The organism is Vibrio sp. vnigr-6D03, assembly GCF_002835515.1.
In the GTDB taxonomy this organism is placed as follows: Bacteria; Pseudomonadota; Gammaproteobacteria; order Enterobacterales; family Vibrionaceae; genus Vibrio; species Vibrio penaeicida.
Map to the genome: position 1 here is coordinate 128,817 of NZ_PIZL01000041.1, position 13,768 is coordinate 142,584.

Annotated in this window: 13 protein-coding genes; 4 read left to right on the plus strand and 9 right to left on the minus strand. The window is 42.1% G+C overall.

The genetic code is table 11. The features are described from left to right. Window positions 1–47: 47 nt before the first annotated feature. Genes CW749_RS24570 through CW749_RS24580 form a run of 3 tightly spaced genes read right to left on the minus strand, consistent with a single transcriptional unit; the run spans window position 48 to window position 3,496 of the window. Window positions 48–875, minus strand: a complete 828-nt coding sequence (locus CW749_RS24570; protein WP_101115098.1) for an ATP-binding cassette domain-containing protein — start codon at window positions 873–875, stop codon at window positions 48–50. Continuing rightward, window positions 875–1,804, minus strand: coding sequence for an ABC transporter ATP-binding protein (locus CW749_RS24575; protein ID WP_101115099.1), 930 nt, complete (start codon window positions 1,802–1,804; stop codon window positions 875–877). Before CW749_RS24575 ends, CW749_RS24570 begins: the two co-directional genes overlap by 1 nt. 15 nt (window positions 1,805–1,819) lie before the next feature. Then, window positions 1,820–3,496 carry a peptide ABC transporter substrate-binding protein gene (locus CW749_RS24580; RefSeq protein WP_101115100.1) on the minus strand — a complete coding sequence of 559 codons (1,677 nt, stop codon included), beginning with the start codon at window positions 3,494–3,496 and terminating at the stop codon, window positions 1,820–1,822. Between the two features lie 487 nt (window positions 3,497–3,983). Here CW749_RS24580 and CW749_RS24585 point away from each other — a divergent pair, with 487 nt between their 5' ends. Continuing rightward, window positions 3,984–4,616 carry a DUF2238 domain-containing protein gene (locus CW749_RS24585; RefSeq protein ID WP_101115101.1) on the plus strand — a complete coding sequence of 211 codons (633 nt, stop codon included), beginning with the start codon at window positions 3,984–3,986 and terminating at the stop codon, window positions 4,614–4,616. Here CW749_RS24585 and cutA read toward each other — a convergent pair. The 6 genes from cutA to CW749_RS24615 form a co-directional block, all read right to left on the minus strand. After that, window positions 4,613–4,936, minus strand: a complete 324-nt coding sequence (gene cutA / locus CW749_RS24590; RefSeq protein ID WP_101115102.1) for a divalent-cation tolerance protein CutA — start codon at window positions 4,934–4,936, stop codon at window positions 4,613–4,615. The two genes, CW749_RS24585 and cutA, sit on opposite strands and share 4 nt — an antisense overlap. Window positions 4,937–5,022: 86 nt before the next feature. Beyond that, window positions 5,023–5,274, minus strand: a complete 252-nt coding sequence (locus tag CW749_RS24595; RefSeq protein ID WP_101115103.1) for a hypothetical protein — start codon at window positions 5,272–5,274, stop codon at window positions 5,023–5,025. A gap of 76 nt (window positions 5,275–5,350) precedes the next feature. After that, a complete protein-coding gene (locus CW749_RS24600) occupies window positions 5,351–6,202 on the minus strand; it encodes a DMT family transporter (protein WP_101115104.1) in 852 nt (283 codons plus the stop codon). Between the two features lie 183 nt (window positions 6,203–6,385). Continuing rightward, window positions 6,386–8,092, minus strand: a complete 1,707-nt coding sequence (locus CW749_RS24605) for an SgrR family transcriptional regulator (RefSeq protein ID WP_101115105.1) — start codon at window positions 8,090–8,092, stop codon at window positions 6,386–6,388. 117 nt (window positions 8,093–8,209) lie between these two features. Further along, complete coding sequence (locus CW749_RS24610; RefSeq protein ID WP_101115106.1) at window positions 8,210–8,443, minus strand: DUF3389 domain-containing protein; 234 nt, start codon at window positions 8,441–8,443, stop codon at window positions 8,210–8,212. Then, the gene (locus tag CW749_RS24615) at window positions 8,443–8,886 is read right to left on the minus strand and encodes a hotdog fold thioesterase (RefSeq protein WP_101115107.1); all 444 of its coding nucleotides are present in this window, start codon (window positions 8,884–8,886) and stop codon (window positions 8,443–8,445) included. Before CW749_RS24615 ends, CW749_RS24610 begins: the two co-directional genes overlap by 1 nt. A 67-nt stretch (window positions 8,887–8,953) precedes the next feature. Between CW749_RS24615 and CW749_RS24620 the strand changes: the two genes are divergently transcribed. The 3 genes from CW749_RS24620 to CW749_RS24630 all read left to right on the plus strand — a co-directional run bounded on the left by CW749_RS24620 (window position 8,954) and on the right by CW749_RS24630 (window position 13,712). Further along, window positions 8,954–9,730 carry a M48 family metallopeptidase gene (locus CW749_RS24620; protein ID WP_101115108.1) on the plus strand — a complete coding sequence of 259 codons (777 nt, stop codon included), beginning with the start codon at window positions 8,954–8,956 and terminating at the stop codon, window positions 9,728–9,730. 273 nt (window positions 9,731–10,003) lie between these two features. Next, a complete protein-coding gene (locus CW749_RS24625) occupies window positions 10,004–11,254 on the plus strand; it encodes an outer membrane protein transport protein (protein WP_101115109.1) in 1,251 nt (416 codons plus the stop codon). 19 nt (window positions 11,255–11,273) lie between these two features. Continuing rightward, window positions 11,274–13,712 (plus strand): VolA/Pla-1 family phospholipase, encoded by a 2,439-nt coding sequence (locus CW749_RS24630; RefSeq protein WP_101115110.1) that lies wholly within the window; start codon window positions 11,274–11,276, stop codon window positions 13,710–13,712. Window positions 13,713–13,768: the final 56 nt, after the last annotated feature.

Genomic DNA, 13,768 nt, shown 5'->3' on the forward strand with positions numbered 1-13,768 from the left:
ATTAACGTCCGAGCTGTTTTTTCAGCTTCTTAATCTTGCTTGCCATATTACGCCGATTTCCTTTCCGATTGATTTCGACGACGAGCGTTTCCAATGTCCGGTACTGCGTTCAGCAGTTCCTGGCTGTAAGGGTGTTTTGGACTTGCAAAAAATTCTTCTTTTGTTGCTTGCTCCACAATTTCGCCAGCTTTCATAACGACAATTTCGTGTGCAAGGTGGTAAACCACCGCCATGTCATGGCTAATGAAGAAAAAGGCAATGCCGTGCTCTTCTTGAAGATCTTTAAACAAATTAAGGATTTGAGACTGAACAGATACATCCAGTGCAGACAGAGGCTCATCTGCAATGATGAGTTCTGGTTTAAGCATCAGTGCACGCGCAATAGCAATACGCTGTCTTTGACCACCAGAAAATTCATGAGGATACTTGGTCAGAACGTCTTCACGCATCCCTACCCACTCAAGTACTTCCAAAGCACGGGCGCGCTGAGTTTCTTTGTTGCCAATTCCGTTCACTTTCATAGGTTCGATGAGTGATGCAAGAATAGGCATACGTGGGTTTAGTGCAGAATACGGGTCTTGGAATACCAATCCAATACGTTGGCGTAGTGGACGTTGCGCTCTCGCACTAAGACGCGAAATCTCTTGCCCTGATAGGTAAATATCGCCGGAATCCGGCACTTCCAACATGCTGACCATTCGACCCAAGGTCGATTTACCTGAACCAGATTCGCCAACGACAGCGAGCGTTTTACCCGGTTCAAGCTTCAGAGAAATATTCTTAGTAACGTGAAGATATTGTGGTTCACCACCAAACATCGATCCCGCATCAAGTACATAACGTTTTTGTAGATTTTTAACTTCCAAAAGAGCCATTAGGATACGCCTCCTTTGCTAAGTTGACGCTGTTTTGCAACATCAACGTAATGGTCGAAGAGTTCAGGACAGCGGTCGCGGAACGTATAGTTATCACCACGCTGATCCAACGGAGGTACGCTTCCTGGAATCGCGGGCAATCGATCAACATTAACACCAACACGTGGAATAGTGTCCAGTAGTGCTTGAGTATACGGATGCTGAGGATTATCAAAAATTTCGTTTACATCTGCTAGTTCAACAACTTGACCAGCATACATAACCATTACACGGTCCGAAATTTGAGAAACAACTCCAAGCGAATGGCTAATAAACTGAATCGCCGTTCCAGTGGTTTCACGTAACTCTTCTAGCAAATCGAGCACTTGAGCTTGAACCGTAACATCTAAAGCCGTTGTTGGTTCATCTGCAATCAGAACTCGAGGCTTACATGCTAGCGCCATTGCAATCATTACGCGTTGGCGCATTCCGCCTGATAGCTCGTGCGGAAATGCTTTGGCTCTCTTTTCTGGATAAGGAATATGAACTTGCTTGAGCATTTCAATTGCTCGGTTCATCGCTTCTGGTTTTGAAGCTCCTTCATGAATGATGAACATTTCCGCGACTTGCTCACCCACAGTAACAACTGGGTTTAGTGCGGTCATTGGTTCTTGGAATATCATTCCAATACCTTCACCACGGATTTGTTGGTAACGCTTTTCTGGCATTCCAACGAGGTTTTCACCTTCGAAAAGAATTTCGCCAGACAGCTTTAATTTTTTATCCAGTAAACCCATAACAGATAATGATGTAAGAGACTTGCCACAGCCCGACTCTCCAACAATACCTAGAATTTCACCAGCTTTGATTTGGTAGTTGACATCCTTTACAGCTAAGTGCGGCCCTAAGGCCACACTCATATTGCGAACGTCTAGTATTACTTCACTCATAGACATTCCAATCGCTTATTCTGCACGAGTCCAGTTTTCAGCCCAGAAGCTTGAATACGTTTGATGACCAGTTGGAGCCACACCTTTTAGCCATTTAGGCATAATGAAGCTGTCTGAACGGTAGTACAGAGGCAATGCTGGTAAATCTGTCGCGTATAGGTTTTGGAATTTCTTCCATAGCTCCATACGTTTTTCGAAGTTTAACTCAGCATCGATTTGGTTAATTAGGTTATCCATTTCTTCACTTTGGTAACCCGCATAGTTTTGTCCAGACCAACCATTTTCTTTCGTTGGAATGTACTCGGAATGAAACATCGTTCTTGGAAGCTGCTCAGGTGAAGAACCCCATGCGAACATCGCCAAACCTTTGTGCTTACGTTCGTTCAGCGTTGTGCCAAAGTATACACGAGCAGTTTGGTTATTGATGACCGCTTTAATACCAACCTTTTTCCATTGCCCTTGAGCAAACTGCTGTACAAGTTCACGTGTCTTGTTGCCAGAGGTTGTCATAAATTCGATTTCTAATGGCTTGCCGTTTTTCATTTGGACACCATTCACCAACTTATAGCCAGCATCTTTAAGAAGGGCTTTGGCTTTTTCTGGATCGAAGTTATATGAAGGCGTATTAGGGTCAAACGACGTATCTAACGGACTGACGCTTGAACTCGCTACCTGGTTTTTTCCATTAAATAGCTTATTCGTCAACAATTCGCGATCAAGACCGAACAGTAGAGCTTGACGAACGCGTACATCTTGTAAGTGTTCGTTTTGAAGTTGCACGTCTAGGTGCTCGTATACCGCCGCTGGGCGAATATCTACGTTGTACTTGTTACCAAACTTCTTCTCAAATTGAAGCGCTTGGTCAAGAGTCAGACCCATTTCACCTGGAATGAAGTCTACGTCACCAGATAACAAGTTTGCTTGAAGCGCTTGTGTATCTGAAACGGTTTTAATGGTTACCTTACCGAAATGCGGCTGTTTGCCTTTCCAGTGCTCATTCAAACCTAGCTGTACGAATTGGCCTTGTTTGATGTTTTTGATTGTGTAGGGACCATTGTACAAGCCTGAGTGTGTTGGCTCTGTAATGTATTTTGTATTTAAGTGGTATTCTTTCGGGTTTGACTGAAAGATAGATTCTTCTAAGTGACGTGGTAACGCATCAGGAATGTAGTAAGCGTTATATTTGTAAGAAACGCGGTCTACATAAACGTTTACCGTGTGGTCATCTACAATCTCAAGCTTTTCCATGTGCTGATATGTTGAAAGACCTGCATTTCCTTGAACATCAGGTGAAGTTGCAACTTCGTACCAAAACTCAACATCTTTTGTTGTGATTGGCGTACCATCACCCCAGAAAAGATCTTTTTTGAATTTTACGGTCATCTTTACGCCTTGCTTGCTTTCACCCTCTTTCGCGTGAGGACGATCAACAACAACTGCTAGGCCATTTTCAAAAGTAGGTACCTCTTCACAAAGAAAACATGTCAGCTTCCATTGCTGATCAAATCCGATAGTGCCACGGTGTGTAAAGCCATGGGTGTAGGTTTTAGCAACCATGCTATCGATAACAGGGTGAAGAGTAGAAGGGAATTGTGAAATACCCAAAGTCAGTTTGTCGTTAGATGCGAAAGCTTGACCGCCTAGCAATGCTGTTGCACCTGCAAGCGCCAATACGGATTTCTTTAACTTCATATTAATCTCCATATCTTTATATTGAGCCAATAGTAAATTCCATCTATGAAATTCTAAATTAACTCTATTCCTTAAGTGATAAGTGCGGAATTTATAGGTGAATTTTAGATTTCTTCACCCCAAACCAGCGATTATTACAGAATTTTATACACAAAATAGATTTCCAATGTACTTTCTTTATAAAAAGCGATGCAATTATCATTTGTAATAATTTTTTAAGCGATGAATCATGTGCTTTGAGGTAAAGTCGAACAATTTAGTTATGTAAGTGGTTATAAGTTAAGTGTTTAATTCATTTTCTAGTTGTTTTTTCGGATCAAAATCTCAAATACGGATGTAACACCCGCCCCCTTCCTTGAAACATTTTTGTATAAACATCAAACAATTAATTTCCGTTCTCTATCCATAATTCTCTAAAAATCCACAATTGCACAGTGTTCGATTGTATGTATAATTGCGTTGTTGATTTAGTATATAAGGTGAGAAAATGAACTCCATGCGCTTAATTTTAAAAAATCGATTACTCGCACTCTTGTCCATCAATTACATAGCTATTTTAGCCTTCTCTATGATTAGCCCCGCCTCTTGGGCTGTTTGGACAGCAGAAATTATTCCTGTGATACTCGCATTTCTTCTTATTGTTTTGACCTACCAAAAATTCCAATTTAGTAACACGGCTTACCTATTTATGTTCGTTTGGCTATTCATGCACACCATAGGGGCGAAATATACCTTTGCAGAAGTCCCGTTCGATTGGTTTAACAACCTAATTGGATCAGAACGCAATCATTACGATCGCGTGGCACACTTCTCTATCGGATTTTGGGCTTACCCAATTGCCGAATACTTGTATAGAAAAGGTCACGCCTCTCTTGTCGTCTCATCTTTATTTGGCTTGTTTGCAATAATGAGCGTGGCTGCGGCTTATGAGATCATTGAGTGGTGGTATGCCGATCTAGCTGGCGGGGATGAGGGGATTGCGTTTTTAGGTTCACAAGGTGACATCTGGGATGCACAACGTGACATGCTGTGCGACACCCTGGGTGCAGTAACTGCTTTAGGGGTATTCTTATACAAATACAAGAGCCTCGAGAACTCTATTGCGGTCAACAGAGTTTAGCCAACGGTGTTATTTTTCACCCATTCTAAGTAGTCAGGTAAACCAGATTCGATTGGAAGCTGTACAATTTGCGGAACATCGTAGTTGTGCAGCTTCTTGATGGTATTCTCGATTCTTTTATACAGTTTGGATTGAGTTTTAATTATCAGCAATTGCTCGTCATCTTGGCACACCTTGTCGTCCCATACATAGTAGCTCTCGATAGGCATCACTTGGATACAAGCGGATAATCTTTCGGAAAGTAAGCCATTAATGACCTTTCTCTTAACCACGTCATTATTTACAGTACTAAGTACTATACAAAATTCAGAGTCAGACATTTAAGCGTTTCCTTCTAAAGATTTTACGTTATTTCGTTTTTTAATTTTTTGGGTGGTAAATGCACAAACGTTGTTTTTCAAACATCTTATTTTGCAAACACTTTACCGCCAATCATCTTGTTCGCAGGGACACCTCGAATGATGGTTTGTCGTGCGAACTCTATCCCACAGCTGGGACATGTACATGATGTGTGCGTGTAGTCTTCAACTATCCTTTCGATAAAACACTTTACAAGGGATCTCTTTCCGCCCTTTCGATATTTGTAGAGCTTTGTTCGGCATTTTGAACAAAAAACATCAACCGTTTTTGTTGGTTGCTTTTTATTGGGTTTCGCCACGAAACACTCACTTAATGTTGGTTAGAATAGGTGTGAAGCAGTACAGCTGCGGTGGCACTTGTTTCTGTGAATTTCACTAGTTTCGAGAAAAAAGTGTCAGCCCAATTCCCCCAAGTACTAAAACAGAGGATACTGCAAACCAAATTGTTATAGCTTCTCCTACAAACACAAGACCTCCAAAAGCAGCAATTACTGGCACAGAAAGCTGTACTACGCCAGCCTGAAGACCAGAAAGCTCCTTAACTGCAAGATACCATATTGCGTATCCAACACCTGAGGCAACACTTCCAGACAGTACTGCATAAACGACACCCTCTTGCGTTGTACCATTCCAATCAATAATCCAAGGTAATACAAGAAATATTGGAATCGACGCCCCTATAAAATTGAGCTGAGTCGAAATGAGAGGTGTTTGGCTGCTTTTACCGTGAAGAGTATACCATCCCCAACATACGCCAGATATCGCCATGAGTGACGCGCTAGTGAAATCTGGCTGAGTAGCACTAGGAAGAAGTAAAATGATTAAACCTGCAAAAGAAACGGCCATACCCACTAGTGCTAGAAAACGCATTTTTATGCCTTGGACAAGTGAGGTAAAGATAATGGTAAGCTGCACTAACCCAAACAATATAAGCGCACCGCTTCCGGTTGAAAGGTCAATATAGGCGTATGAAAAAGTAATAGCATAACCGAAAAGAAGAAGGCTGCCTTTGAGACTGAATTCATTTGAAAGCAATGAAGAGCGTCTGGTTTTGTTGCTCAGCATAACCAATATAAACAATGTGATTGCGCCAGAAATAAGCCGTATAGAAGTAAAAGTGCCTGGGTCAATCTTTCCATCTGCTAGTGCAAGCCTACAGAGCACGGAATTACCCGCAAAGGCGGTCATTGCAAAAAGTATATAAAGTTGAGTTTGTATTGAAGGCATCAAGCTAATCCATTCATCATGATTAACCTCATCATCGCCTCGTTACAATTATAAAACCAGCCTATTTTCGCTGGTTTTATAATCATATGGAATATACCCAAGTAACCCAAGATACTTGGCTCAGCGAGAAGTTATCTTTGTAATCCTCTGAATTAGCCTGTTAATGAAAGTTTTACGTAGACCCTACTTCGATACATCTGGCATAACGGTATCTGGCTTCACCCAGACGTTGCTAAAGTCAAACCACCCTAGCGCATTAGTTTTTGCATTTTGTAGTGAGCCACATTGATCTTTGCTTAGCCCTAACCATCCGTGAAACATTGGAATCACGACTTGGCTTTCTACTAACTCTTTTCCCAGTTGTTTTGCGGGGAATGCGCTATCGGGTTCTGCGCGCCAAGTATTAATTAATGATCGCCATTTTTCGAACTGCTCTGGCTTGCACATATTGTGGATGTCGCCGTAACTTAAAAACCAACCTAACAATCCATCGTCTCTATTTGTGCTAATCCCCATTGGTTTTATCCAAACATCAATGTCTTCCATACACTCGGGTTCTACATCGTATCGAATGTATTCAACCGTCAATCCGTCTTTTTTAAGCAACTCCTCAATGGCTTTAGCGTACATTTTAAAACCAGGGTGGAAACAGTGATATGCCACTTTTACAACAGTGCCTTTGGAAGGGACGGGTTCTGCAGGCACTGGGTGACAGTGGAACCAACCGGGCTTTAATCCATGCGCATGTAAGAGCCCTTGTTCCACAATCTTATCTTTTGGCATAAGTTCGAATACGTTGAAACAGTTTAAACGTGAACAAAAATAGTTTGCCCATCGCTTATCTTTCGCCAACCCGTGCTTTAGGTTCAATAATAAATAGGTACAACCGGGGTCAAGTTCGACATCTTCATGATCGCGATGAGCCGGTTTAGTTGGGTGCTGGAGGCTGGGATAAACAAGTGTTGAATAGGTTTCGTCAATTACCCAAACTTCGACCTTATCGATGAGCGGTCTAAATCCAAAATACCCATCAAAGGCTTCCAAAACTAACCGTTTATCATCATTAAGTATTACCCGATAAGGACCAGTGCCAATTGGCATACGATCCATTTGATCGTCTGGTAATTGATTTGAAGGCAGTATTTTAGCTTTGGTTTCAGTGAGTAGTAACGGCAGGTGCCAGTCTGGCATGGAAAGATGGATATCAACAACGTAGGCGGACACCTCTTCTACCTTATCAATATGATCAAACATCGAACAACGCGCTGAATGCGAGAGGCTTTGTACAACATCCTGCGACGTCAGCAAATTCCCATTGTGACAACGGACCCCCGGACGAATGTAAAAACGCCAATGTTTCGCAGTGATCATTTCCCAATCGTGCGCTAGATCACCTTGAACCTGTTCATTTTCATCAAGCTTGGTTAGCCCTGAAAATACTTGTCTAATAATATGCTGTTCGGAACGACGTGTAGGTTTATGGGGGTTTAGCATTTTCAGTGCGCGGTAATACGGTAATCGCACCACCTGCTGACCTTCTTGATGTTGTAGCCCTAAGTAATCTTGTATTACTTGGGTTAACCGTGTGGCATCGCGCTCCAAAACATTAAGAGCTTGACCTATTTTCCCTTCTTCTAAATAGCGCTTGGCTAAGTTTTCACTCACATCTTGCTTGTTTCTCCGGAAAAGGAGCTGAGAAAGCTTCCCCCTACCAGCTGCTGGATGCCACTCTATCCAACCTTCTTCGGCAAGCTTATTCAGTACAATTCGCGCATTTCGGCGAGTGCAAAACAAAATTTCGGTGATGTCTTCCAATTGAACGTTACTGTCGGTTCCATTGTAATGCTCGAATAACGTTTCAAACTGGCTTCGAAGGCGTGGGCTACTCATAATGGGGAAAACTCTCCAGGAAGAAGGAACAACGAATTTCCTTATTTTATCATTGCGCTAACTAAAGCACTACACCAAGAAAACCTCTCCAGATTCAGTGATTTCGATAAATATCAATTACTGAATATGGATCCCAATATGCGCCGAAAGTTCCTTAAGTTGTTCCTCATTATCAAGTTTTACCGACCACTTTGTTTCCGAACTATTAGACGTTATGACATTGGCACCCTTGCCTATAAGCGTAATCGCATCAACCTGTGAGTGCAGCGTGGTACAGTGATCGCCATCAATCTTGACGACAATTTCGTGAAGTGTTGCTATTACTTTTCCGCTTTTAAAGGAGATAACCATTAAGCCGAGCCTTTTCGAGTTTTTACTGCAATCGTTAAACGGCTGGTACAAACCAAACGGTCTTGCTCATCAACCAAGTTTATTTGCCAAACCTGTGTTGAAATCCCTAAGTGCAATGGGTTTGCTGTCCCTGTCACTGTTCCCTTTCGCATGGCACGTACATGATTGGCGTTGATATCTAAACCGACACAATAGCGTTCATCATCAACCGCAAAGTTAGCCGCAATAGAACCAAGCGATTCGGCTAACACAACAGACGCGCCACCATGAAGCATGCCAAATGGCTGGTGAGTAATGGAACTTACTGGCATAGTCGCACTGATACTACTCCCAGTGATCTCGGTATATACAATATTCAAATGTTCCATGAGCGTGTTTTTAGACGACGCATTTAAAATGTCGAGACTGATGTCTTTCTTCCATATACTTTCTTGTAGTGTCATTCAAATTGTCCTGCTTGAAGTGATATAATTTAAAAAATCAGAAAAATAAACATGGAGCCCGTTTATAATGTTAAAACGGATTGCTATCGCATTAACTACCACAACGATGATCGCATCTTGCACTACTTCACCTACTGGTCGTGATCAACTGCTTCTCTTTTCTTCAAATGATATGGCTAATTTAGGTGCTAGTTCATTCGAACAGATGAAAGAAAAAGAAAAGATTAGCGATAATAGCAAAATAAACGCTTATGTACGGTGCGTTACCGACTCCATAACCAAATCTATTCCCCCTCAACCCAACTTCAAGGAGTGGGAGGTCGTTGTATTCGAGAGTGATCAAGTTAATGCATTTGCGTTACCTGGTGGGAAAATTGGCGTTTACACTGGTTTACTCAAAGTCGCAAAAAACCAAGACCAACTTGCAGCCGTTATTGGGCACGAAATAGCACACGTTCTAGCTGACCATGGTAATGAACGATTGTCTAGCTCGCAGCTAGCTAATGCAGGTTTGAAATTAACAAACATCAGTCTACAAAATTCAGAGTACCAAAGTTTAGCAATGGGTGTGCTAGGTGTTGGTGTGCAGTATGGAGTTTTAATGCCTTATGGTAGAAGCCAAGAGTCTGAAGCCGACATACTTGGGCTAGACCTAATGGCAAAAGCCGGATTTGATCCTTACCAAAGTGTAGAGCTCTGGAAGAATATGGCCGTTGCTTCTGGCGGAAGTAATCCACCGGAGTTGCTTTCAACCCACCCGTCGAATTCTACTAGGATCACTAACCTTTCAAATCGAATCAAAATACTCACTGGTACGATCAGTAACAAACCAAACTGCAGTTAACTCATTGATACAACGAGTAATAAGACTTTTTTATCGCTCGTTAATTAACCCATTGACTCAATTATGTTAATTGAGTCACATATGTGTTTGTAATTTTTAAAATCCCTAGTAGTAATCCTTTCTTGCGTCGCATAAAATCCCACTCACCTCTCATTTCATACTAATGATTTAAACAACTGTTTAACAAATCGGAAACATATCTCTAAGATTAACCATAGCCAAAATGGCTAATCCCACTCATATAAATACAAGTCTTACCCAAGGGGACCAAGGATGAAAATTAAGCACTGCTCTCTGCTTACAATATCCATATTGTTTGCGTGTAATGTAAATGCAGCCGGATTCCAGGTTGCTGAGCACTCGGCTTCTGGTTTAGGGCGCGCATTTTCTGGTGAGGCTGCAGTAGCCGATAACGCCAGCGTACTTGCACGCAACCCAGCAGCAATGACACTTTTTGAAAAAGCTCAAGCCTCTGGTGCCATTTCTATCGTCGACCCTGAAGTCGATGTGAATGACGTAACCAACAATCAATATTCCAAAGATGTTGCTCCAATGCAGTTTGTCCCTGCTTCTTATTACATCAGTCCAATTGATGATAAGTGGGCTTGGGGTGTAGGTCTTTTTACAACTTATGGTGTGGGCACGGATTACCCAGACACAATTGCAGCAGGCGATATGTCAGGTAATACTTCTCTTGCTTCTGTTAATCTAAACCCGAATATTGCCTACCGCGTTAACGACAACTTCAGTGTCGGTGCAGGTGTAAACCTAGTTTATGCCATAGCAGAATTGGATCGCCATAAAGGTTCGCTGTACCCATTTATTGGCGGTAGCGCATCAGACAAATTAATTTCAATGGAAGGTACAACCTTTGCGTTCGGTTGGAATATTGGTGCTCTATACGAAGTCAATGAAAACCATAGATTTGGTTTCGGTTATAGATCTTCTGTTAAATTGGATTTTGACGATGGAAAATTCACTGATCACGGCGGTACAAGAGTTTCTGATTCGAGCAAAAATCCAGTTAAGGGCCAGCTAAAAATCGAGTTGCCTGATATCGTTGAGTTATCGGGCTTTCATCAGCTAGACAGCCAATGGGCTGTACATTATAGCTGGCAACGCACCATGTGGAATAAATTTAAAGAACTCAGAGCAACAAGCCCTGATTGTGATTTAAATGACGGGATCTGCTTCTTAAAGGAAGAGGATTACTCTGATAACAACCGCTATTCTGCTGGTGCAACTTATACAATGAATTCCGACTGGACTTTACGTGCTGGCTTAGCATTTGATGAACAAGCAGGAAAAACGACACTAAGTATCCCTGATTCTGATCGTATTTGGTATTCGGCTGGCGCTACCTACGCCTACAGCGAAAATCTCACTTTTGATGCAGGTTTTGCTCTTGTTAAAAGTAAGAGCGGCACATTCAAAGAAACGAATGCTGGCGATCAAGAGCTGACTTTTGAAAGTTCCGGTTCTGCTTACATCACTGCACTTCAAGTTAATTACACATTCAACTAATTCAGACAGGGTATACGCAATGACTAAGAAAAATTTACTAGCGGTCATTATTTCCGCTTCAATACTGGCTGGATGTGGTGATGATGTAAAAGTTACCGGTGATGAAACAGGAAACTTAGAACAATACTTAACTGAGTTATCGTCTAGAAACACATCTATCGACTTTACTTTGCTGGGCAGCAATGCTTGGGTACCACCACCAAGCGCCCTTCTAATGGACACAAATGACGGTACCCTAAAGTTACCTACTAGCGGAGATGATGCCCTATCCAATCCATTAGCGGCGATGAATACCGCGGATGGTTGGTCGTTGAGTATGCCAATAGCTCTTCGGTTTAAAGGTACTGGTTTTACGGCTGGAACTTCAATAACTTCAGGTATCACCATATTGAAGCTTTCGGGAAAACTGACAGATTCAACACCGCCTTCTGTAACTGGTGCTATTAGTTCATTTGTTGCGACGACTACATCAGATTCGATCGTTATTACTTTTACTCAACCTTTAGACCCTAGTTCAGATTATATTTTCGCATTGACCGACGGAATATTAGACAAAAATGGCGATCCGATTGGAACATCTCAAAGCTACGCAGGTCTGAAAACCTCAAACACAACCTACACCGAAGGCAGTTTGGCATCAGCACAAAAAGTCGTCAAAGGTGTTGAACAGTATATGGCAGGTGCTTCAATTGACACGAAATCCATCATTTATTCTTCTTGGTTTTCAACTCATTCTCTTGGCTCATCACTATTCGCAACTAAATCTGGTTATGGTTCTGCCATCGGACAAAGCAATGATTTGACGAAGGTATGGAAAGGAAATGCAATCGAGTCTAGTGTTGACTCAACGAATCCATTTGTATTGTCGTTTGGAGCAACTGCTGACTTTGACGACGCATTACAAGCTGATACAAACTTTTCTCAGTACGTAGGTACTACGGGTACACAAACCTCATTAGCGGGTTTGTATACAGGTTCAAATAACAACACAGTTAATGTAACGAAAGGCACCGTCAAGCTGCCCCACTTCTTGAGCAAAGGTTCAGATTGGAACACAGCACCTTTTGAAGCTGCCGGGCCAAGCCTTGCAAAATTAATTAACGCGCTTTCAAGTTCAGCTGATGCAACTGCTATAAGTGCAAGTTTGGTAAGTGCTGGTGTAGATCCATCACCACTTTCTACACTAGCAACAGCAACATCCGCTGAGCAGTTTGCGTTTATGCAATCGCTGGTGGGTGTTAACATTACACTTGCAGATGGTTCACGATTAGATACTGAAAGAGTACCAACTCGCTTCACTCCTTTTGCAAAAATTCGCTCTATGGAAACGGTAAACTTCTTACTGTTTACGCCAACAACGATTCCTGCAAATATGCCGATTGTTATATATCAACATGGTATTACCTCAGCCAAAGAAAATGCTTATTATTTTGCAGATAAACTTGCCAGAGGCGGTATAGGCGTAATTGCTATTGACCTCCCTCTACATGGTGAAAGGAGTCTTGATGCAGTAAGATCAGCCAATGCTTCAGCGTTAGCCTACATCAATTTAAGCAATATACCTGTCGCTCGAGATAACCTACAACAAAGTACGTTTGACTTACTTGGTTTAAGGGCTTCGATAAGTTTGGCTTACTCTGTAAGAAATAATTCATTTACAGGTACACCACTGGCGGGAGCAGCCAATCCGCTAGTATCCACATCTGCCCCACGAATATATGGACACTCCCTCGGTGGGATAGTTGGCTCCTCAACTGCCGCATTTTCAAATCACCAAACAGGTGATACATCTACGGACACCGCATTGAACTCTTTGTTTGCCATTACTTCATCAGCAATTGCGAACTCTGGGGGTCAAATAGGTAATTTATTGATGGGAAGTGCCAGCTTCGGACCACTGATAAAACACAATTTGGGGCTCAACAGTAACGACGAATACAAGGCATACGTATCGAGCCAATGTAACTTGACTTCTACTTCCACCTCGAAAGAGCAAGGGGCATGTTATACACAAATGGCAGCCGATGGCACTTACGATAAACTTGAGACCACGTTAGAAGCTTCTTTCTTACAGTTTACTTATGCAGTACAAACCGTTATCGATGGTATTGACCCAATTAACATGACAGGTTTAATCGACGATAAGCCTTTTTACCTATCGCAAGTCGAAGGTGATTTAACGGTACCAAATATGGTATCAACAGCGCCGTTAGCAGGAACTAAGCCGATCGCTGATCAAATGTCTATAAGCCCGGTTAATAGTTCGAACACAACACCAAGTGACAATACGAAAGTGTATGTTCAATTCAGTTCAGCAGGTCATTCTACTGCCATATTCCCACAGGTTTCCGGCTTTGCAGATCAAAATCACCATAATGAAATGATCAGACAAGTGACTGACTTCTTATCTGACAACAAGCTTGATAGCGTTAGCAATTCACCATCTGTTTTACAGTGAACCGCTAGTTAACAAAAAACATAAAAGAGCCTTCGGGCTAATGCCAGTCAGTTAAG

Coding starts and splice junctions, on each gene's coding strand:
- CW749_RS24630 (WP_101115110.1), top strand. CDS start 11,274: ATGACTAAGAAAAATTTACTAGCGGTCATTATTTCCGCTTCAATACTG.
- CW749_RS24610 (WP_101115106.1), bottom strand. CDS start 8,443: ATGGTTATCTCCTTTAAAAGCGGAAAAGTAATAGCAACACTTCACGAA.
- CW749_RS24600 (WP_101115104.1), bottom strand. CDS start 6,202: ATGCCTTCAATACAAACTCAACTTTATATACTTTTTGCAATGACCGCC.
- CW749_RS24570 (WP_101115098.1), bottom strand. CDS start 875: ATGGCTCTTTTGGAAGTTAAAAATCTACAAAAACGTTATGTACTTGAT.
- CW749_RS24625 (WP_101115109.1), top strand. CDS start 10,004: ATGAAAATTAAGCACTGCTCTCTGCTTACAATATCCATATTGTTTGCG.
- CW749_RS24585 (WP_101115101.1), top strand. CDS start 3,984: ATGAACTCCATGCGCTTAATTTTAAAAAATCGATTACTCGCACTCTTG.
- CW749_RS24615 (WP_101115107.1), bottom strand. CDS start 8,886: ATGACACTACAAGAAAGTATATGGAAGAAAGACATCAGTCTCGACATT.
- CW749_RS24575 (WP_101115099.1), bottom strand. CDS start 1,804: ATGAGTGAAGTAATACTAGACGTTCGCAATATGAGTGTGGCCTTAGGG.
- CW749_RS24620 (WP_101115108.1), top strand. CDS start 8,954: ATGTTAAAACGGATTGCTATCGCATTAACTACCACAACGATGATCGCA.
- cutA (WP_101115102.1), bottom strand. CDS start 4,936: ATGTCTGACTCTGAATTTTGTATAGTACTTAGTACTGTAAATAATGAC.
- CW749_RS24605 (WP_101115105.1), bottom strand. CDS start 8,092: ATGAGTAGCCCACGCCTTCGAAGCCAGTTTGAAACGTTATTCGAGCAT.
- CW749_RS24580 (WP_101115100.1), bottom strand. CDS start 3,496: ATGAAGTTAAAGAAATCCGTATTGGCGCTTGCAGGTGCAACAGCATTG.